The organism is Nocardia asiatica NBRC 100129, assembly GCF_000308415.1.
Lineage (GTDB): Bacteria > Actinomycetota > Actinomycetes > Mycobacteriales > Mycobacteriaceae > Nocardia > Nocardia asiatica.
Window position 1 is genome coordinate 1 of the sequence record NZ_BAFS01000431.1, and the last position, 18451, is coordinate 18451.

At 70.4% G+C, this 18451-nt stretch carries 33 protein-coding genes and 1 pseudogene; 27 read left to right on the forward strand and 7 right to left on the reverse strand.

All coding sequences use genetic code 11. The features are described from left to right. The 7 genes and pseudogenes from ON27_RS43435 to ON27_RS32285 all read left to right on the forward strand — a co-directional run. Nucleotides 1–523: pseudogene (locus tag ON27_RS43435) on the forward strand (hypothetical protein); the annotation flags it as partial. 120 nt (nt 524–643) lie between these two features. Continuing rightward, nucleotides 644–979 (forward strand): hypothetical protein, encoded by a 336-nt coding sequence (locus ON27_RS32260; protein ID WP_043736142.1) that lies wholly within the window; start codon nt 644–646, stop codon nt 977–979. 65 nt (nt 980–1044) lie between these two features. Continuing rightward, nucleotides 1045–1407: a hypothetical protein gene (locus ON27_RS32265; protein ID WP_043736144.1), complete on the forward strand. Its 363-nt coding sequence runs from the start codon at nt 1045–1047 to the stop codon at nt 1405–1407. A gap of 51 nt (nt 1408–1458) precedes the next feature. Next, entirely contained in the window at nt 1459–1956 is a 498-nt protein-coding gene (locus ON27_RS32270; RefSeq protein WP_043736146.1) for a hypothetical protein, read from the forward strand. 126 nt (nt 1957–2082) lie between these two features. Further along, nucleotides 2083–2622: a hypothetical protein gene (locus ON27_RS32275; RefSeq protein ID WP_043736148.1), complete on the forward strand. Its 540-nt coding sequence runs from the start codon at nt 2083–2085 to the stop codon at nt 2620–2622. A gap of 6 nt (nt 2623–2628) precedes the next feature. Next, complete coding sequence (locus ON27_RS32280) at nt 2629–2868, forward strand: hypothetical protein (protein ID WP_043736150.1); 240 nt, start codon at nt 2629–2631, stop codon at nt 2866–2868. Between the two features lie 20 nt (nt 2869–2888). Next, a complete protein-coding gene (locus ON27_RS32285; protein WP_157227540.1) occupies nt 2889–3107 on the forward strand; it encodes a hypothetical protein in 219 nt (72 codons plus the stop codon). A 122-nt stretch (nt 3108–3229) separates the two neighbouring features. Here ON27_RS32285 and ON27_RS32290 read toward each other — a convergent pair whose 3' ends face one another. From ON27_RS32290 to ON27_RS32320, 7 genes are all read right to left on the reverse strand, one after another. After that, complete coding sequence (locus tag ON27_RS32290; protein WP_043736153.1) at nt 3230–3547, reverse strand: hypothetical protein; 318 nt, start codon at nt 3545–3547, stop codon at nt 3230–3232. A gap of 1 nt (nt 3548) precedes the next feature. After that, the gene (locus ON27_RS32295; protein WP_043736155.1) at nt 3549–3785 is read right to left on the reverse strand and encodes a hypothetical protein; all 237 of its coding nucleotides are present in this window, start codon (nt 3783–3785) and stop codon (nt 3549–3551) included. A 169-nt stretch (nt 3786–3954) separates the two neighbouring features. Further along, on the reverse strand, nt 3955–4308 hold the full coding sequence (locus ON27_RS32300) for a hypothetical protein (RefSeq protein ID WP_043736157.1): 354 nt from the start codon (nt 4306–4308) through the stop codon (nt 3955–3957). 205 nt (nt 4309–4513) lie between these two features. Next, nucleotides 4514–4747 carry a hypothetical protein gene (locus ON27_RS32305; RefSeq protein ID WP_043736158.1) on the reverse strand — a complete coding sequence of 78 codons (234 nt, stop codon included), beginning with the start codon at nt 4745–4747 and terminating at the stop codon, nt 4514–4516. An 88-nt stretch (nt 4748–4835) separates the two neighbouring features. After that, complete coding sequence (locus tag ON27_RS32310) at nt 4836–5117, reverse strand: hypothetical protein (protein ID WP_043736160.1); 282 nt, start codon at nt 5115–5117, stop codon at nt 4836–4838. 288 nt (nt 5118–5405) lie between these two features. After that, the gene (locus ON27_RS32315) at nt 5406–5729 is read right to left on the reverse strand and encodes a hypothetical protein (RefSeq protein ID WP_157227542.1); all 324 of its coding nucleotides are present in this window, start codon (nt 5727–5729) and stop codon (nt 5406–5408) included. A gap of 92 nt (nt 5730–5821) precedes the next feature. Further along, nucleotides 5822–6367, reverse strand: a complete 546-nt coding sequence (locus ON27_RS32320) for a hypothetical protein (protein ID WP_043736164.1) — start codon at nt 6365–6367, stop codon at nt 5822–5824. A 466-nt stretch (nt 6368–6833) separates the two neighbouring features. On the opposite strand from ON27_RS32320, the gene ON27_RS32325 reads away from it, so the two are divergent. The 20 genes from ON27_RS32325 to ON27_RS32415 form a co-directional block, all read left to right on the forward strand. Then, the gene (locus ON27_RS32325) at nt 6834–7130 is read left to right on the forward strand and encodes a hypothetical protein (RefSeq protein WP_043736166.1); all 297 of its coding nucleotides are present in this window, start codon (nt 6834–6836) and stop codon (nt 7128–7130) included. 41 nt (nt 7131–7171) lie between these two features. Continuing rightward, nucleotides 7172–7333: a hypothetical protein gene (locus ON27_RS43440; protein WP_157227544.1), complete on the forward strand. Its 162-nt coding sequence runs from the start codon at nt 7172–7174 to the stop codon at nt 7331–7333. A 187-nt stretch (nt 7334–7520) separates the two neighbouring features. Further along, nucleotides 7521–8012, forward strand: a complete 492-nt coding sequence (locus ON27_RS32330; RefSeq protein ID WP_157227546.1) for a hypothetical protein — start codon at nt 7521–7523, stop codon at nt 8010–8012. Nucleotides 8013–8082: 70 nt separating this feature from the next. Then, nucleotides 8083–8583, forward strand: coding sequence for a hypothetical protein (locus ON27_RS32335; protein WP_043736170.1), 501 nt, complete (start codon nt 8083–8085; stop codon nt 8581–8583). Beyond that, nucleotides 8580–9023, forward strand: a complete 444-nt coding sequence (locus tag ON27_RS32340) for a hypothetical protein (protein ID WP_043736172.1) — start codon at nt 8580–8582, stop codon at nt 9021–9023. Before ON27_RS32335 ends, ON27_RS32340 begins: the two co-directional genes overlap by 4 nt. Then, nucleotides 9020–9766, forward strand: coding sequence for a hypothetical protein (locus ON27_RS44200; protein WP_051047224.1), 747 nt, complete (start codon nt 9020–9022; stop codon nt 9764–9766). Before ON27_RS32340 ends, ON27_RS44200 begins: the two co-directional genes overlap by 4 nt. Before the next feature lie 47 nt (nt 9767–9813). Continuing rightward, nucleotides 9814–10608, forward strand: coding sequence for a hypothetical protein (locus ON27_RS32350; protein ID WP_043736173.1), 795 nt, complete (start codon nt 9814–9816; stop codon nt 10606–10608). A 123-nt stretch (nt 10609–10731) separates the two neighbouring features. Beyond that, a complete protein-coding gene (locus ON27_RS32355) occupies nt 10732–11079 on the forward strand; it encodes a hypothetical protein (RefSeq protein WP_043736175.1) in 348 nt (115 codons plus the stop codon). A gap of 98 nt (nt 11080–11177) precedes the next feature. Beyond that, complete coding sequence (locus ON27_RS32360) at nt 11178–11861, forward strand: hypothetical protein (RefSeq protein ID WP_157227547.1); 684 nt, start codon at nt 11178–11180, stop codon at nt 11859–11861. A gap of 79 nt (nt 11862–11940) precedes the next feature. Further along, complete coding sequence (locus ON27_RS32365) at nt 11941–12300, forward strand: hypothetical protein (RefSeq protein ID WP_043736179.1); 360 nt, start codon at nt 11941–11943, stop codon at nt 12298–12300. Between the two features lie 72 nt (nt 12301–12372). After that, nucleotides 12373–13440, forward strand: a complete 1068-nt coding sequence (locus tag ON27_RS32370; RefSeq protein ID WP_043736181.1) for an FUSC family protein — start codon at nt 12373–12375, stop codon at nt 13438–13440. A 90-nt stretch (nt 13441–13530) separates the two neighbouring features. After that, nucleotides 13531–14037 carry a hypothetical protein gene (locus tag ON27_RS32375; RefSeq protein ID WP_043736182.1) on the forward strand — a complete coding sequence of 169 codons (507 nt, stop codon included), beginning with the start codon at nt 13531–13533 and terminating at the stop codon, nt 14035–14037. Further along, nucleotides 14034–14396 (forward strand): hypothetical protein, encoded by a 363-nt coding sequence (locus tag ON27_RS32380; protein ID WP_043736184.1) that lies wholly within the window; start codon nt 14034–14036, stop codon nt 14394–14396. The genes ON27_RS32375 and ON27_RS32380 overlap by 4 nt, the downstream gene beginning before the upstream one ends. Further along, on the forward strand, nt 14393–14815 hold the full coding sequence (locus ON27_RS32385; RefSeq protein WP_043736186.1) for a hypothetical protein: 423 nt from the start codon (nt 14393–14395) through the stop codon (nt 14813–14815). Before ON27_RS32380 ends, ON27_RS32385 begins: the two co-directional genes overlap by 4 nt. 70 nt (nt 14816–14885) lie before the next feature. Continuing rightward, entirely contained in the window at nt 14886–15545 is a 660-nt protein-coding gene (locus ON27_RS32390) for a hypothetical protein (protein ID WP_157227549.1), read from the forward strand. After that, entirely contained in the window at nt 15542–15913 is a 372-nt protein-coding gene (locus ON27_RS32395; protein ID WP_043736189.1) for a hypothetical protein, read from the forward strand. Before ON27_RS32390 ends, ON27_RS32395 begins: the two co-directional genes overlap by 4 nt. A gap of 5 nt (nt 15914–15918) precedes the next feature. After that, nucleotides 15919–16332, forward strand: a complete 414-nt coding sequence (locus ON27_RS32400; protein WP_157227551.1) for a hypothetical protein — start codon at nt 15919–15921, stop codon at nt 16330–16332. Next, entirely contained in the window at nt 16326–17006 is a 681-nt protein-coding gene (locus ON27_RS32405; RefSeq protein ID WP_043736191.1) for a DUF6349 family protein, read from the forward strand. Before ON27_RS32400 ends, ON27_RS32405 begins: the two co-directional genes overlap by 7 nt. Beyond that, nucleotides 17003–17287, forward strand: coding sequence for a hypothetical protein (locus ON27_RS32410; RefSeq protein WP_043736192.1), 285 nt, complete (start codon nt 17003–17005; stop codon nt 17285–17287). The genes ON27_RS32405 and ON27_RS32410 overlap by 4 nt, the downstream gene beginning before the upstream one ends. A 136-nt stretch (nt 17288–17423) precedes the next feature. Continuing rightward, on the forward strand, nt 17424–18451 hold a 1028-nt coding region (locus tag ON27_RS32415), incomplete at its 3' end, for a DUF5131 family protein (protein ID WP_051047225.1).

An 18451-nucleotide genomic window follows, 5' to 3' on the forward strand; every position in this document is an offset into this window, starting at 1 on the left:
CCGCGGCGCCGCCGCGCGCTGCCTGTGCGGTGCGCTGCCACCCCGCCACCACCATGGTGGTGGCGGGGTGGCAGCCGTGTGCGCCGACTGCGCCGCAGGTCCCTGGCCCGAACACCTCGAACCGGTCGGCAGCCACTCCAAAGCCACCCTCGCGATGGGCACCACGCCGCTGCTCACCGACCCGACCGGCCTCTACGCCCGCGCCGACTGGAGCGCTCCCCGCTACGGGCTGCGGGTCCTCGGCCACCACGACGATGGGCGTGGACGCTGTGGGGCCACCACCCCGACCCCCGCCGCGTGCTGGCCGCGGTCCTGGCCGAAGCCCGCGCCCGCGGCGAGCTCGACCAGCTGCGCCGGTACTGCTCGCTGGCCGAGCTGCGTGCCGCGATCACCCGCCCGTGGGCCACCGACCCCCGCCCCGACCACGACACCGGCGGCGTCGCAATGGTCCTGGCGCGACCGTCCCGCACCCGGCGCGGTCGCGATGACCGCGGTGGAACCCGCACCCCGCCCCAGCAGTTGACCACCCACCGGATCCGCCCACCGACCGACCCCGAGCAGGACCCGTCCACCCCTCGTAACAGTCTGTCCTGCACCATTTTTCGCGCTGTTGCACCGCTATCGAACCGAACGGAAATCTCTCATGTCTCTCACCGCCACCATCGCCGAGACCGCCACCATCACCCGCCGCGCCCACCCCGCCGTCGAGCAGGCCGCCGCCGAGATCGGGTTTGCGACCCACGCGGTCCTCGACCTGCTCGGCCACCTCGACGCCGGTGATCTCACCCAGGCCGTCGCCAGCGCCGCCGCCGGCCGCGACGCCTTCGACGAGATGCTGCCCCAACTGCCGCTGCTGGCCGCCACCGCGGCCACGGACCCCGAACTGATAGCCCAGCTGCAGCGCGACACCCGCCGGCACCTGGCCGATGCCATCAGCCGCGTCCTCGCCGCCCACCCCGGCCTGCCCACCCCGCAGTAACCCGGCGGCGAGCACCCCCGCCGCGCACCCGCCGCCTACGCCGTTGTTCCGAGAGCTGGTGAATCATGCCCGACCGCGACGCCTCCTCCAACGTCCGGGCTCTGCGCAACCCCGCCGCCGCGATCCGCATGCTGCGCGCCGAGCTGGAAGAACTGGCCGGTGAGGCAGCCCTGGCGGCTGTCTCCCGCACCCCGCTGTGGGCCGAAACGCACGGTCGCGAGCGAGTGCAGTGCTGGTACGACCACAAGGGCCTGCGGGTATTGACCTGCGAGGGCGGGGTCCACCTGACGACCAGCCTCGAATTCAACGGCTTCGGCTCGGACTGGCACGCGCTGGGCCGCCGCGGCGCCCGCGACCTCGCCCACGCCCTCCTCTCGGCCGCCACCTACGCCACCACCGACGACACCGACACCGGCGGCGAATCCTGAACCCCGCCACCGGCGCCCGTCTCGTCTGGCCGAATCACTCCAGGACAACAGATGCTTTCGCACATCAGCGCAACCCTGCCCCGCTCCAGCAGCGCCCCCGCCGACGGTCGGCTACCAGCGCGCCGCCGCGCTGGTGCCACCGGATCACCGCGCAGGACAGCAACCGCGCGGCTGACCCGCCGCGCACGCGCCGCGCTGCTCACCAGTGCCGCCTGCGCCGCGGGCGCCGCCTGCTCGGCGCTCGACTCACGCACCGGCCTGCGCCACGCACATCGGCCGTGGCGGGTGTCGCGCTGGCTGCGGCCGTGGCCGAGGGCAGCAGTGGTGTGGTCGCTGTATACGGCGGCGTGCCCGCACTGCCCCGAATGCCACGGTGAAGGCGGCTGGTGGACCGTCTGCACCGACAGCGGCGATCCGGAGCCGTGGCAGTGCCCGCGCTGCGCACTGCCACTGGCCCAGATCACGATCCCGGCCTGGCTGGATCGGGCCCTGCCCCACTCACCCGCACGGCGGTCCCCCGCGTTCGCAGACCACCAGCCACCGTTCTGATACGCGGATACCCCCGCCCACAGCCAGCAGCCCACACACCAGCACCCCACACACGCAACGCCGCCTCGCACCGCAGCGCGGCGCGACCGAAAAATCTTTCAGCACAACAGCTTCGAGGACGAACCCATGAATGATCCCGACGAACAAAGCGTCGCCGCCGAGCCCGTACGGCGGCAACAGAAGATGATCAGCAGCGAGGGACACCGGTGGCGGGAGGGGGAACCGCCACGCTGCGTGGACTGCGGCCGATGGGTGGGGACATTCCAGCAGCGGATCACCGCACTGCGCGAACTCGCCGAACGCGTCGAAGCCGAAACCTACGAGCCCGACTGGCCATGGGACGGATCCGGCAACTGGGCCGGCTGCATCGAGGGAATGCTCGGCGGGATAACCGGCCAGTACTGCGCGGTCTTGCATCCAGCGACCGTGCTGACAGTGCTGGATGCGTTGCTGGCCAGCGCCCGCGAACCCTGCCGCCGCAGCAATGAGACCACTCCCGGCAGCCGCGCCCGCTCCAACGGGCAACCCCCCGACACCTGCTGCCCTGCCTGCCAGGCCCGCCACGCCCTGGACCTGCTGACCACCAGCTCGGCGACCACCCTCACCGCCCCAGCCTGCACACCCCCGGATGCTTCCACCCCGCACACCCCCGCAACCGGAGCGTGAACGACCATGACACTCCGACACGGCCATTGGGTCGAATGCGACGCCTGCGGCGAACCGTCCGGCGACGCCGGTACGCCGATTCCCGCCCCGTTCCCCACACCCCAGGAAGCGATCGTGGACGCGGTCGAGAACTGCGAGTGGACGCAGGACCCGGCCACGGGGCGGCTGCTGTGCCACAACTGCGCAGAGGTGGCCGCGGCCGGTGAGGGCATCCGCCAGCAGGCACACAGGTCGGGGGCCGTATGAACCTCCGATATCCTCGGGTCGTGGCTTTTCAGGTGGGCGATCTGGTGCAGGTTCGGGTCTCCCCCGTCTCGACATTCCAAGTGCTCGAGGTGGATGTGGACGGTGACCCCAACCTGGTGCTCGTCATCGCCGGCGGGCAGGCACCCGGCAGGTATCCCTACCACTACCGGGCCAGCGACCTCGCCCCCGCCCAGGGCATGACGACAGCCGACACCTCGATCCCCGACCCGCGAGACTGATCCGGCCACCCGCCCCAGGTGGCCGCATCGCCAGCAGCGCCCCAGGCGTCGGCCGCGGCCGGTAGCCGAAAACACCCGCAAAGCCCCGGTCGTGACGAAGCGGGCTGGGCTTGGGTGTCGTGTCAGGGGCCGAGGATGGCGCGGATCTGGTCGGCGGCTCGGCGCGCGGTCGCGGCGTCGAGGACCGCGACCGACTCCTCGACCCCGGCGAACCAGGCCGGGCCGACGGTGAACGGTGCGCCGGTGAGAGCGGCACCGACCGGGCCGAGCTCGCAGATGATCGCGTCGCCCGACAGCGGGTCGGAGACCACCTCGACGATGATGTACTGGCGGCGGATGCGGTTGTAGTCATCCGAGCTGACGATCAGGCACAACATGCCGCCGGGCAGCACCGATCCCGACGGGGCGTGCCAGACCTCGCCGAATCGAGGAACCGCCATATCAGCTGGCCGCGCGCCGCTGCGCGATGAGGCCCGCGGTCAGCGTGGTCGCCCGGTCAGGGGTGTAGCCGGCGTTGTTCAGCGCGGCGCTGTCGGCGGCGATACGGCGGCGAAGATCGTCACGATGGACCAGCTGCGCGAGGTAGGCCGAGGGACCCAGCCCTTCCTCCTGCGCGCGGCGCGCGAGGATGTCCGCGGTTTCCTCGTCGAACGACACCGACGTCTTCTTTCCAGCCATACCGCCGAGCGTACCGTCGCCAGCGGTAGATGCCGGAGGATCCCCATGATCAGCGCCGCTCCTTACTCTGCTCGCCCTGGATACGCGCTCCGGAGCGCGCACTTTGGGCCATGCGCCGGGCCGCGCAAATATGCCGGTCTCCGCGGTGCGCCCCCGGGTCATCACGCGACTACGGCAGTGACTCGTCCCATTCGGCCGCAGTCAGGCCCAGGCCAGCCGCCACGATCTGGTTGCCGACTTGCGTCAATCTCGGATCGTCGTCGCTCCTGGCAGCGAACACGCCGACAAAGACGCCGACCTCCAGTGTGACGCGCCCGATCGTCGCATCATCGAGATCCGGCAACACGCCACGCAGGAAGTCGGCCAGCGCGCGCCCGCCATTATGCAGCTGTTCCCCATTGGGCAGGGATTGCATCCTGCGGTGCACGTCACGCAGGCGTGCTCGCGCGGCTGCGCCCAACTGGGGCGGGTTGTGCGCGTTGTCACGCGGGAAAGGCATATGGTTCGTCCGTTCTTGGATCACCCCGGTAGTCGGGGACGAGAAGTTCTCACTCGATCTCGAGCGCACGCTACATCCAGCCGCGACCGCGGCGGGGAGCGATCGGTCGTCGTGGGTTGCCCGCCGATGGAGGAATGTCGGAGGATCCCCTGATCAGCAGGGGGACAGCGCCGCTGCGACCGGACGCGAATGTCGGGAGGGGCGGGGTCACGGCGTCGGGCGGGGATTCTCAGCGCTCTGCTCGCAGCGCACTTTCCGCCGCGTTGAGCGACTTTTTCGCGATTGCCCGGAACTCTGCGCTGACTTCACCCAGTTGCGTTGCGTGCCGCAACTGGGACACGAAACCGCGCTTGAGTATCCGCACCACCTTCGCTGTCTCCGGTTCCCCCAGCTCGATCAGTCTTTCGCATACATCGTCATAGGCATCAACCAGGGCTTGCACATTCTCATCGAATTCGCTCATAGCCTCACTCCTGACTCTGATCTCCGAAAGCGATTGCCGCGCCGGCCTATGACCGGGGAGCCGAAAATCGCCCCCGCGGGGTGGCCGGTCAGAGCTTGCTGAGGATTTCCTCGGCGCGGGCGTGCAGGGCGTCGACGACCTTCTGCCAGCTCTGCGCGATGCGATCGAGGTCGTCGTGGCGCGCAGTGGTGATGAGCGGGCTGCTGGGGTCGAGCCCGGCTTCCTGCGGGGGGCCGGCGGTCTGCGCGTAGAAATCGCAGGGGTCGAGCCTCCACAGCTCGTTCCACGAAAGGGTCGCGGGCGAGAAGACCTCGACGCTGAAGCGCGACTGGGACGGGTACGACGAGTCGACCTGCACCAGGTAGCGCACCTGGTGGCCGCGGATGATGCCCAGGTGGGCCGCATTCCGGCGTAGGCGCCGGTGACCCGGAGGCTGTCGGCGGTGAGGGTCGGGGGAGTCACGGTCTCTCCTGTGATAGGGGGTATGGGGTAGGGGTGGGTCTGCTCCCGCAAGCCCGACTCCCCGGTCGGGGTCGGGGCTGGGTGAGCCGGGGGGCTAGTTGGTGGTGATGGCCGGCAGCTGGAAACCGGCGGGAGCACTGATCCGCGGATGCGCGGCAGCGGACGGGCGCCCGGCCACGAGCCACCGGGTGGCCGGTCATCTGGCGCGCGCGGCAGCGACGCCGACCCCGCCCGCGGTGAGCCCCGGGGCAAGCCGCTTGGCCAGCGCCAGCGCGGTCGGCAGGTCGAAACGGTGGCGAGCGAGCCACTGCTGGCTGCGCGTGGAGGGGATCGACTCGTAGGAGTGCTCGCCGTCGAGGGTGAAGCATCCGGCCCCGTCGGTCACCGCCCACCTACCGTTGCCGCGCCACTCCACGTACACGGTGAAGTGTCGATGCTGGGGGTGGTCGATCGGCAGGCACGACACCGCATACCGGACCGCTTCCACAGTCGGCTCGAGTTCCGGGAGGGGTTCGGGCACGATCACTCCGTTCAACCAGGGGGCGTGAGGTCCGCCCGCCGCCGACGTCGGCTCGGCTCTTGCTGGGCCGACGTCGCGGCGGGCGTTCACCGTTACGCGCGGGCGTCGAGGTGGACGATCACCCATTCGGCGTCGCCGTCGACCGACAGCCGGTGTCGCGACCAATCCTCGTCGCTGCCCAGCGTTTCCGCGCTCACGTGGTAGGTGTCGAAACCCCTGTCGGTCCAGGTGCGCAGCTCGCCTGCGCCGTCGTAGCCAGCAGTGCCCTGGTAGACACTCTCTTTCCACCAGCGGCCGTAGTCGGCGAGGGTGCCCAGGCGCATCTCCCCGTCGGACAGCCACAGGTACCGGCGGGGTTCGCCGCCGATGCAGCCCTCGGTGTGCCGGACGTGCACTTCGCCGATCAGGGACTCCGCGGAGTCGGGGCACTCGCAGGCCTTCGAGGGCGCAGGAAGGTTGCCTTCGGCGACGCAGGCACCGTTCAGTGTGACCCGGACCGGCTCGTGCCGGGTGATCGGGGCCGTGTGCATGTCGATGTTCACCACCCCGTCCTCGTTACGACCGAAAGTGATCTGCATGTAGGGCTTCTCGTCGTCCTCGAGGACGTAGATGCCGAACGGGGATGCTGCTGTGGTCATTTCAAACCTTCATCTCCGGGAGCGGGGTAACACGAATCCGGCGAGAGGGGGCTTGCCGTTCACCGGAATCTCGCTCACCCCCTTCATGGCTCGGCGGCGGCGTGCGCCGCGCGTGGGCATGAGGACGGGATGGAGAGCGGTTGTGCGGCAACAGGATTCCCTTGTCCGGGCTCCGTGCGGGGATTTCGTGGTGCTCACGTGGTGTGGATACCGTACCGGCACCATCCTCACGATTGCATGATATGATGCTATCATGACATCGGGCTTGGGGCGGCTCCTTCCAAGGCGGCAACCGCCGCCCGTCCCCAACCCCCGCCCCGAGCCCGTCGCGACCGTCAATGGCCTCGGAAGGAAAGCCTGTGTCCGCAACATGTTCCGCGCTCGAACGCTCGAGCACGGGATCGTCTGCCCCCTGGCCGGGTCACCCTCGGCCAGCCTCCACTCCCCTACCGAAGGGAGCCATCACGTGAGCACCGAACCGCTCTACTGGTTTTCGATCGGCCGCTACGACGTGTCGAAATGGGACATCGAAGCCCTGCACGAGCACGGCGAGAAGCACGGCTACACCGTGGACTGCGAAGCCGCCGAGGAGGGCACCGCCCTCATCGGCGGCGACCGTGAATTCCTCTCGACCGCAAAGAACCTGCCGGAAGTCTTCGCGGACGGTCGCCGCGCCCTGCCCAAGATCCCGAACGCGCGCCTGCTCGAACTGATCAACGTGACGCGGGCGTCCGACATGCGGGTCTTCGACGTCCCGGACTGACTGACCGACCCCCGCCCCTCCACTTCGCTGAGGAGACCGTCATGGCCCACAAGCCCACCCTCACTCGCCGGATCGCGCTGTATGTGAAGCTGGCGAGTCTCGCGCTGCCGCGCCTCGTCGCTTTCGTCCGCGGCGACATCGTCACCGAGCGCGCGATCAACACCGAGATCGACGCCGTGCACCACCGGCTCGGCCACGCCTGACCCGCACCGCCCGCGCGCCGCAGCACCCGATGCGCGGGCACCTCCCGCGTCGATCCACACCGGCTGTGTTCCTCCCGGCCACACCGCGCCCGCGCGCTGCTACGCCGATACCAGGCCATCGCCGATCCCCCCGCCGCCACCGGCCGCCGTCGACGTGACGGACACCGCCGATCAGAAAGGGCTTCCCGTGAGCTACATCGCCGCGACGCTGTACTACGGCTTCGACCTGGCCGACACCCTCGAACACAACGGGCCGCGCTGGTGGCTCGGCGACGGCTACTGGGATCCTCACGCGCGCTGGGAATTCCGGCTTCTCACCGCCCTCGGCTGGCAGTACATGCCGCCGCCGGCGCGGCCTGCGTCGGTGAGCCTGGCAGAGCATGAGCAAAGCGCCGCCTACCAGGCGTTCGTGAACAACCAAGCCCGCCGTGACGAGCTGCTGAAAGCTTCGCCGGTGGAGCTGTGCACCTACGGCCGCCTCATTCACGACGCCCCGTTCTGGGCGGTGTGCGTGCGCGCCTCGGTCCAAGAAACCGGCTACGACACTCCCGGCATTCCCCTGACGCCGCTGGTCATCAGGGAGGAATGGGGTGCCCAGCTCGCCGAGTTCACCCGTCTGCTCGAGCTGCCCCTGCCCGCCGACGCTCCCGGCTGGCACCTCGCCTGGACCTGGCAGTGAACCGTCCCTTGCTCACCGCTCACCGACGCGGTGATGCCAGCCGCCCCACATCCCCGGAAGGTGAATCCCGTTGATACTCACCCCACTTCGTAACGCCATCGACGGCGATCCGGTCACCGCGACCGATCCCACCGACCCGCTCGAGTGGGTCGCCTGCGCCCGCGGCCGTGGCAACCACAGCGCCGAAGCCGTCGACGACGCCGTGTTCGACGACCCGTTCACCGGCCGCGCCCGACTCGAGCGGCTGCGCGAGCACCTGGGCGAGCACCTGGGCGAGAACCTCACCGGGCCGGTGGAGTTCTTCCTCGGCGAGCTGCGCCGCACCACTACGCCCGCCCCCGGGGACGGGCAGCCGCGCTGGTATGTCGTGGTCGGCCCGCACCGCACCGACGACGGCACCACCACCACGCAGCCCGCCGGGAGTACGAGTCACACCCTGGCCACTCCGACGCTGCTGCGCACGATGCTCGAGGAGGCTCACGCCGACCTCACCGAGATCACCACCTCCACACTGCGGACACCGCCGCAGTCGCTGTGGGTCGGGGAAATCCGCCCGGCGGTGCTGGCATGACCGGCCGATGGGGTCGGGCCGGAGTGCGGTTGAGCCCCGGCGAGATCCGTGAGCGCCGCCGCCGCGCTGGGAAGCGGCGCTTGGACGCCGCACACGCCGAGAAGATGGGCCACCGGATGTGGGCGGCCGGGCAGCTGATCCCCTACCTGATCACCCTCGCTCTCGGTGACCGCCACGGCCCGGGAGTCGACATCGCCTGCGGTGCAGCAGAACCGGCCGTCGACCGGTGGGAACTCGGCCAGTTGTATCCGAGCTGGGCGCAGACACAGGCCCTGGCCCAGTTGACCGGGTGGAGCGTGCCGTCGCTGTGCCGGTCGGTCACCGCCGCTGGACCGTTGTGCGCGACGACCGCGAAAGCACTCGCCGGACCACCGCCGATCCTGCGGTTCGACCCCGAAGCGGTCGTAGCCACCCTGCGCGCCGAAGGAGTCCTGAAATGATCGCCGCCACCGGCAAACCCAGCGACTACGCCACCAGCGGCCACGCGATCATCGAGCTGCCGTTCACCCCCGATCAGCTGCCCAATCTCAACGATCGCGGCGCCAGCAAGGGCGCGGCGATCGCGAAGGGCATCAAGGTCGCCGACATTCGCGGTGATGTCGTCACGCTGCTGCGGCAAGCCGAGCTGCCGAAGAATGTCGGGTTCGTGCGCGTCCAGATGCATTACCAGCCCGCCACCGTCCGCGGCCGCGACGCCGACAACCTCCTCGGCGCGGGCAAACCGATCTACGACGCCTTCACCAAGGGACGTGAGGCCCGGATCGTGAGGAAGCGCGGCAAGATCCACCAAGTCCCGGCGCTGGTCGGCTACGGCATGGTGGCCGACGACCAGCCCCAATACATGGACAAACCCACCCCGATCCTGGAACAGGTCCAGCCCGGCAAACCCGCACGGCTGTGGCTGACGATCACCTGGGGGCCGGTCAAACCACCCACCGCCACCGAGACGCTGACCACCGAAATGGCCGCCCTCGCCCGGCTGGCGCTGCTCGGCGACACCACACAGGTCGGCGTCTACCTCACCCGCGCCGCGCACCGTCACCGCCACTGGTACCCGCAGCTGTCGCAGCAGCTGACCGGACTGCTCACCGCCGCAGGTATCACCGGCTCCCCGCTGCGCGACACCGACGACCCCGCCGCGACCGGCGCGACCGGCGCGACCGGTCGAGATTGCGCCCCCTGACCGGTCGGACCCTCCGATTGCTGACCTCACCCCAGACAAGGACTTCCATGCCTTCCGATCTCTGCGCACCCCTCACGGTGACAGACACCGAACTCGCCGACGTTCTCGACACATTCCTCTTCACGGTGACCGACCGTGACGACGTGAAGGCGGTCCTGCACGCCGCCCTCACCGCTCTGCACGGGCGCCTGATCGGGAAGCTGCGCAACGAAATCGTGGTGTGGCCCGTCGGCGATGCGGGCGAGCTGCTGCTCACCGTCGACACAGCCTCCGGTCTGCGCCTGGCCAGCCGCACCATCCCCCTCGCGGCATTCACCGACGCCAACGAGATCTCCGCGACCGACACCGTCCGGCACGTACTGCACGAACTCCTGCGCCACCACTACACCCTCACCACCACCGCCGCCGCAGTCCTGACCCCGCCGCCGGGCCGGCAGCCCGCCCGCACCCGCAACGGCTACGTCTACCGGGTCGTGGTGGACAGCTACCCCACTCTGGACCGGCGGCCGTTCACCGCGCAGAACCCCGACGTGTGGGGCCTCGTCGGCACCCCCGACGCGCCGGTGTGGCTGCCCGGCGAGCAGGCCATGCGGCCGTGGCTGCGCACCAGCGCCGAGCACGACGGCGAGGCCTACTACACCGCCCCCGACTTCTCCGGCCGGTTCACCCGCTGCCGCACCGCACGGCGGTGGCTGGGGTGGGCGCTGGATCTGGGCTGCACCGCCCACCTCGAACGCGCCCGGATCGGCGAATTCACCCGCCACGACACCACCCCCTTGCGTGACACCACCATCCGCCCCCTCCGGGGCGGCCCACCGCGCTACGACGACCCCCCGTTCTAGACCTCTCGAATCGCATCGAAACGCGCTCTCGGACAAGGAGTCCCGAACATTGATCACAACAGCGACACCCGCCCCGCGGCCGCGGCCGCGGCTTCGCCCAACGGCTACATCCACCGGCTCGTCGTGGACCACTACCCCACCCCCGACGGGAAACCGTTCACCGCGCAGGACCCCCAGGTGTGGCAGCTCGTCGGCACCCCCGAAGCGCCCGCGTGGCTGCCCGACGAGAACGCCATGCAGCCGTGGCTGCGCACCGTCGGCAACGGCGACGACGGCGACTACCGGGAGTACTACATCGCCCCGCAGGTCTGCGGCCGCATCACCGACTCCCGCGCAGCGCGGCACCAGTTGGGGCAGGCGCTGGATCTGGGCTGCACCGCCCACCTCGAACGCGCCCGGATCGGCGAATTCACCCGCTACGACACCACACCCTTGCGGCCGCGCCCGCTCGACGACGAACCCCCGTTCTGACTCCCGCCTCACCGGCGCGCCGGCCACCCCCCGGCCGCCGGTGAACACCGAACAACCCCGCCGCCCGCACCCGCTCTGCAAGAACAGGACCCCCGCCCATGCGAATCCCTCTCCGAGGCAACCTTTGCGACCACCTCACCGGCTCATCCCCCGCCCTCGACGCCACCGTGGCGGCCGTGGCCCTGACCTGGATCGCGATACCGATCCTCATCGTGTGCGGTCTCACCACGACCGCGGCGGCCGCGCTGGGGGTGGCCGCGTCGCTGCTGGCCGCGCTGTGGCTGCACGACCTGCGCGTCTGGCGCGCGAATCCGGACGTGGCCGACGCCCACCACCAGATCCTCACCCGCATCGATACATTGCTGCCGGGCGGGCGCTTCGGCGCCGCATTCGACCTGCGCGACGGAACCGACTTCGGCACCGAAATCGACCTCGACGGTGATGCGCTCGGGATCTGGGCCGAGCCGCAGTTCACCATCACCGCCACCGTCCCGGGGCGTTTCGCCTTCGACCGCCACGTCTACAGCTACGCCTGCGCCCCCACCTACACCATCGACGTTGCCTCTCCAGCCGACCCGGCGCGGCGGCGGCTGTACCGGATCACCCCGCACCGGCCCCTGCACACCCATCTGGCCGACACCCTCATCCCCACCATCAGCGAAGATCCCCCGCTGCGCGACGACATCCCCGGCCCCACCCGGCTGGCCACCCTCGCCGACCTCCTGCAGCTGCTCACCGCCCTGGACCGCGCCGCCGCGATCGGCGCCGTACAACACGACTGACCCCACCCCTGCGCGCCCGCGCGCCCCGGCCGCCCGGGCGCGCGCGGCGCGGGTGGGCGCGAGAGAAAGAAACCCCCTGATGGGCCTGACCGACATCACCCTCACCATCCCCCGCCGAGACCGCGAACCGTTCACCCGCCAGGTCACCGCCGAGCAGGTGAGCGCGCACTTCGCGCTCACCCCCGCTATCACCGCCCACCGCCGCCCCGACGGCGAGACCGAGTTCTGCCTCGCCGACAGCGCACCGACCCTCACCCACATCCCGACCGGGCGGCAGCTGCTGGGCCACACCACCCGCGTCGACATCCGCCGCTACGCCCACGCCCTCGAAGCGCTGCCCGACATCGACTGGAGCCAGGTCACCGATCTCGACGACGACATCCGCGACCGGCTGCGCACCGTCCTCAGCGACTGCGCCACAACCCACCCGGCCCGGTGACCACCGCGCCGTAGCGCACAACCGGACCGGCCGCCCGCCCGCCGCATGCGGTGGGAAAGAGAGGAACCCCCGATGACCCTGATTCCCGTCACACTCACCATCCCCCACCCGGACCGCGACCCGCTGACGATCACCCTGACCGGCGACCAGGTCAGCGCGCACTTCGCGCTCACCCCCACCCTGACCGCGCGCCGCAGCGACACCGGCGAGGTCGAGATCGTCTTCGCCGACAACGGCCTCACCCTGATCCATGTGCCGACCGGGCGCCCGGTTGTGAGCCACGAACCGTTCATCGACATGCGCCGCTACGCCCGCGCGCTGGAAAACCTGCCCGGCATCGACTGGAGCCAGGTCACCGACCTCGCCGACAAGGACGTCCACGCCCGGCTGCGCACCGTCTACCGGCAACTGCTCGACGACCCGGCCGACCCGGTGAACACCACGGCATGGCCGCAGTGGGCAGGCGATGCCAGCGAACCCGCGCGCGGGTTGATCGGCCACCAGCTCACCACCCGGCTGCGCGACGACGACCGGCTGACCGCCCGGGAAACCCTCGCCGCCGCGGTGTCACGGCTGGATCCGGAGCTGGGCCGCCGAGTCTCCTCGCATCTGCTGGGCGGGCTGTGCCACGAGCAGACCGCCTCCTACACCCTGGTGTACCTGCTCGAGGTCCTGCGCCGCGAAGCCCCCGAGATCGCCGACCGCGCCGCCACCCACCTCGTGCGCGCGTGGGAACACGCTGATGAGTTCAGTTCCTGGCTGCACGACTGGGCACACCAGCACGCCGCCGGTCAGCCCTTGAGCCTGCTGGGCGCACTGCCCGCGCTGCCCGCGGCTGATCCGGCCGTGCAGGATCCGCCGGCCGCCGACCCGGATCCCGGCCACGAGCAGCGCGCGGCCGCCACCCACGCCTGCGACGACATGCCGCAGGCGTGGCGCGATCTCATCGCCGCGCTCACCCTGCTGGCCCGCCACCCCACCAACCCCGAATTCCCCCTGTATTTCGCCGACTACATGCTGCGCGTGTGCGCCGACGACCAGGCTTTCACCGCCGAGGACCGCGCCGTGCTGGACCAGTGGGGATTCCCCACCGACAGCGACGAGGGCGGCTTCTACTCCACCCGCTACGGCCGCACCTAACCAGGCCATCACCCCGTACCCGCCCTCCAGGGGGGCATCGCAGCGCCTCCCCGCGCCCCGCCCTCTCTCTGACACAGGAGACGAAAACCCATGCCGCCCAACATTCCCGACACCACCACCCCCGATGCCGAGGTCGTGGCGCCGCATCCAGACACCCAACCCGAGTTCTACCGCGACACCGACAGCATCAACGAGCAGATGCTGCGAGTGGACTTCACGCGCGCCGCCCGGCTGCGCGCCACCGCCACCCGCCACCCCGGCGACCAGAAACTGGTGCAGAAACTGCTCGCCCGCGCCACCCACCTCGAACAGACCTGGACCGGTGGGCGCGCGCTCGACGCCGACACCTGGCGCTACCTCGAACAGGCATACCAGGACCACGGCATCCCCACACAGGAGACGACCCAACTGCTCGACAGCATCGAAACCCCCGCCGAGATCGCATTCGACCCGGCGCTCACCGACACCCAGCTGCGCAGCCACCGCCAAGCCGCCCACCTGGTCGCCGCCCTCAACCACGAACGCCGCACCGGTGCAGCGCATCTCACCGACAGCGAACTGGCCGCCGAACTCGCCGCCCTGCGGCCGCCGCGATGACCCCACCCAGCAGCTGGGGTTGTTCGACACCCCCGAGGAGATCGCCGCCCGACGCCGCCGCCCGACGCGAGGCGTGGGCGGCACGGTTCCAGCGCGCGGACTGGATCACCCCCAGCGCCGGCACCGACGGCACCCCGGCACGAACAGTCCGCACCGGCTGGCGCTGCCCCGCCTGCGGACACGTCGAGCCCAACGGTTTCGTGCTCGCCATCAACCACGGCCTCGACCCCGACACCCCACCCACAGCCGCCGCCGCGGTCACCGACGAACGGTTCCGCGTCTGCCTGGCCATGCGCACGACCAGCCACCCACCGCAGCCACGCGCCCACCACCACGAGCAGGACCACCCAACACCATGAGCCACAACATCATCCGCGAGCCGAGCAACGACACCGAACACGAGCCGAGCGCCGCCACCGCCGCCGGAGAGGAGACCTTGCATCCGCTGGTGTTCGCCGGTGGCTCCGATGACCTGCTCGAAGTCAGCGGATACATCGATGACGAGTTCGACGCCGCGGGCCCGATCACCGTGCTCGTCACCGCCCCCGGCGGGGCGCGGCTGTGGATCACCGCCGCGTTCGACACCCCACCCTTCCGCGGCCACGGCAGCGGATGGGCATTGGGTGTCGTGCACGCCGACCCCGCCTGGACCTACCCCACCCGCCTGACCAGCGACCCCGACAACCCCGCCGCCCCCGCGATCACCCTCCAGGTCCCCACCGCCACCACCCTCACCCTGCACACCACCGCCACACCACCCTGGCGCCACCAGCACTGACCAGCCGCACACGCGCGCCCCAGCCCCGGTGTGTGCGCCCACCATCCACCCCGCACAGGAAGACCAGCTCATGCATCCGACCACCCCTTCCACCGCTTCTCGTCCTCCCGTCCACCCCGCCGGTGGAAACGGGCGCAAACCCCGCCACCACAAAACCACCGTCGCCGACGCCGTCCGCCGCTACCGGCGGATGTCCGCGCTCAGCCACGTCATCGACGCCGACACCAGCAGCACGCATTTCGACGACCGCGACGGCGACCGCCGCGACTACACCCGCCGCGCCCGCACCCTGCTCACCGACATGATCACCGGCCTCACCCACCTGCCCGAGCACGACCGCCGCACCGCGCTGACCGCCCTGGCCACCCCCGACCCCGCCGAGATCGCCCGCCGGCAGACCGAACCCCTCGAGGGCGTCTGGCGCGCCTACCACGACACCCGACGCGACCTCGACCACGACCTCGCCGACCTCGCCGCGATCCCCCTGCTGCTGGCCCAACACGCGCAACTGACCCTGTTCCTGAACAACAGCGACCTGGAGATCATCGAACTGCGCGACGAGATCACCACCCGCGACCACCGCATCCAGCAACTCGAAGCCACCCTCCTGAACCACGCCATCCCCCTACCACCCGCCGTCGCCGCCGCCGACCTCGCCACCGACAACCTCGCCCGCGCGGACACCGCGATCGCCCCGGCGCACACCACACCCGGACAGGAGGACCGGTGACCCGCGACAACCACACACCCGCCCAGCCCCAACCGTTGACCGGGCCGACGGTCACCTTGATCGACGAGAACACATTCAGCGCGCTGGTCTCCCACCTGCACGCGCGGCCCTACCGGCTCCAGCAGCAGGGCGACGGCCTGCCGCAGAACACCATCGTCAAGATCACCGTTCCCGCGCTGGAACACGACTGGCCGGGGATACCGCTGGCCGAGTGGGCGGCAACACCGATCGGCGACTACACCTACCCCTGGCAAGCGGAAACGCACTGGGAACGCGAGTACTACCCCTGCCTCGAGGACGTCGTCAACGACCTGCACGCCCGCGGCCTGCTCGCCGCCGGCAACTACGCCCTGCACGTGCGGTGGTGACCACCATGACCATACCCCCGCCGCAACCGGCGGAACCCGATGAGACACCGCGGAATCGGATCGCGGCAACCGATCAGCCCGGCGACGCCCGCGACCTGCCCCTCCTGGCGGCAGACGACCTCACGATGCTCGCGACAGCGTTGCTCGACATCCTCGGCAACCTCCACCACCCCGACCGCCTGCAAGCCGCCACCTACCGGGCCCGCGACGCGGTCCAACGGCTGACCATGTCCCTGGAAGACCTCGACAGCTACCCCCACAGCAGCGGAAAAACCTACGCCCACACCGTGTTCGCCGCCCTCGCCCGCGACCGGCTGCCCACCACGCTGCACCCCCACCTGCCCCTGCACCCCGAACCCCCCGGCCCGACCCACAACCCCGCCACCGGCCGCGGACCCACCACCGGGACAGCATGCTGATGGACCAGCTCGCCCTCTTCGACCAACCGGCCCGCCCAGACATCGACCACAACACCCACGACGCCGATGTCGCCGACAACACCCACAACACCCCCGGCGTCGCCGTGCCGCGCTTGTACGCCAGCACCACCCGCGGCCTGCAAGCCCGCCTCGACGAATACACCGCCTGGATCGACCGTCACGGCCGCTTCGGCTGCGTCTACCGCGCCCGCGCCTGGCACGTGGACTACACCGACCCCGACCAGCCCACCACCCACTGCCAAGCCACCGTGCTCACCGCCGACCTGCGCTGCACCTGCCACACCGGATGCCACTGCGTCGGCGCGCTGGTCTACCGCGGCGCCTGCAGCGGCTGCCCCTGGGAAGGCCCCACCCGCCTCAGCCGGGAAACCGCCGTCATCGACGCCCTCGACCACGCCTGCCCCGGCTGGCGCCACGACCCACCCGTACCCGCCCGCCCCGACAGCGACACACCCCACGCCCGCCGCGCCTGGACCGCGACCGTCACCACCCAACTCGGCCACCGGCCACCCGGATGGCCCGTCACCACCCTGCGCACCGGCCCCGGCCACCGCGCCGTCCCCACCCGCTCCCCCTACGGCGGCTACGACATCGACCACCGCACACTGCCCACCCTCCAACCCCCGCTACGAGAAAGCCACCTCCACCCATGACCACCCCCAACACCCCCGACGACTACAAGCTGATCAAACAGAACTACGAAACCGCGCTCCGCCTCGCGCAGGAATTCATGCAAGGCCGCGGCCCCGAAGACCCCGCAGAACACGCTGCCGCGGTCAACGACATCAACAAAGCCATCGCCGCCAAACTCGCCGCCGACCGCGAACGAAACCGCGCCCGAGCCGAACGAGCCGCCGAACGCGCCGCCGAACGCGAACGGCGCCGACGCCACACCCCCACCCGCAGCCGCACCCGCAACACCCGAGACCGCTGAAACCAGCCAAACCCCCTGCCCTTCCCACCCCAGCCCACCCCAACACACCGCAGGCCCGGACCAACCCCCGAAAGCGAAACCCCATGCCCCCCAACAACCACCACCACACCATCCCCACCCAGGCCGGGGGTGTGTGATGACGAAAGTCGAATGGACCCGCAACGACGACGGCAGCGAGGGCAAGAACTTGAACTTCGCCGACGGCTGCGAACGCATATCCGAAGGCTGCCTCAACTGCTACATCTCCCGCACCATGCCGATGCTGTTCGCCGGCCGCAAGTTCAGCGGCCCCGACATCGGTGACTCCCTGCCCGTGCAACTGTATCGGCACCGGCTGCGGGAACCGTTGCGCACCAAAGCCCCCACCCGATGGTTCGTCAACTCCACCGGCGACACCTTCCACGACGACGTGCCCACCGAACTGATCGCGGCAGCGTTCTCGATGATGGCCGCCGCGCCCCGCCACACCTTCATCCTGCCCACCAAACGCCCCGCCCGGATGCGGACCCTGCTGAACTCCCCCCAGTTCCGGGACATGATCGCCGCCGCCGCGGCCGCCGACCCCGAGCACATCCACCCCGGCGACGTCACCGGCGACTACTGGCCGATCCCGAACCTGTGGCTCGGTGTCAGCACCGAAAACCAGAAATGGGCCCGCAACCGGATCCCGCAACTGCTGGACACCCCCGCCGCGCGCCGCTTCATCTCCGCCGAACCCCTCCTCGGCCCCCTCGACCTCACCCCCTGGCTGCCCAGCCCCGGCCACACCAGAGGCGGACCCTACCTGGACTGGGTCATCTACGGCGGGGAAACCGGCGGCACCAAAGCCCGCCCCATGCACCCGGACTGGATCCGCGCCGTCCGCGACCAAACCGCCGCCGCCGGCGTCCCGCAACACTTCAAACAATGGGGCGACTGGGCACCCCACCAACCGACAACCTGGCCACTCGGCGACGAATGGAAACACCCCCACCGGCACCGCTGGGTCGACCCGCACACCGGCACGAGCAAACCATTCGACGCCTTCACCGGCCTCGACAACCACAACCACGCACTCATGCACCGCGTCGGCAAAAAAACCGCCGGACGCCACCTCGACGGCCGCATCTGGCACCAATTCCCACCCAACACCACACCCCACACCACCACCGAACACCGCCTCGG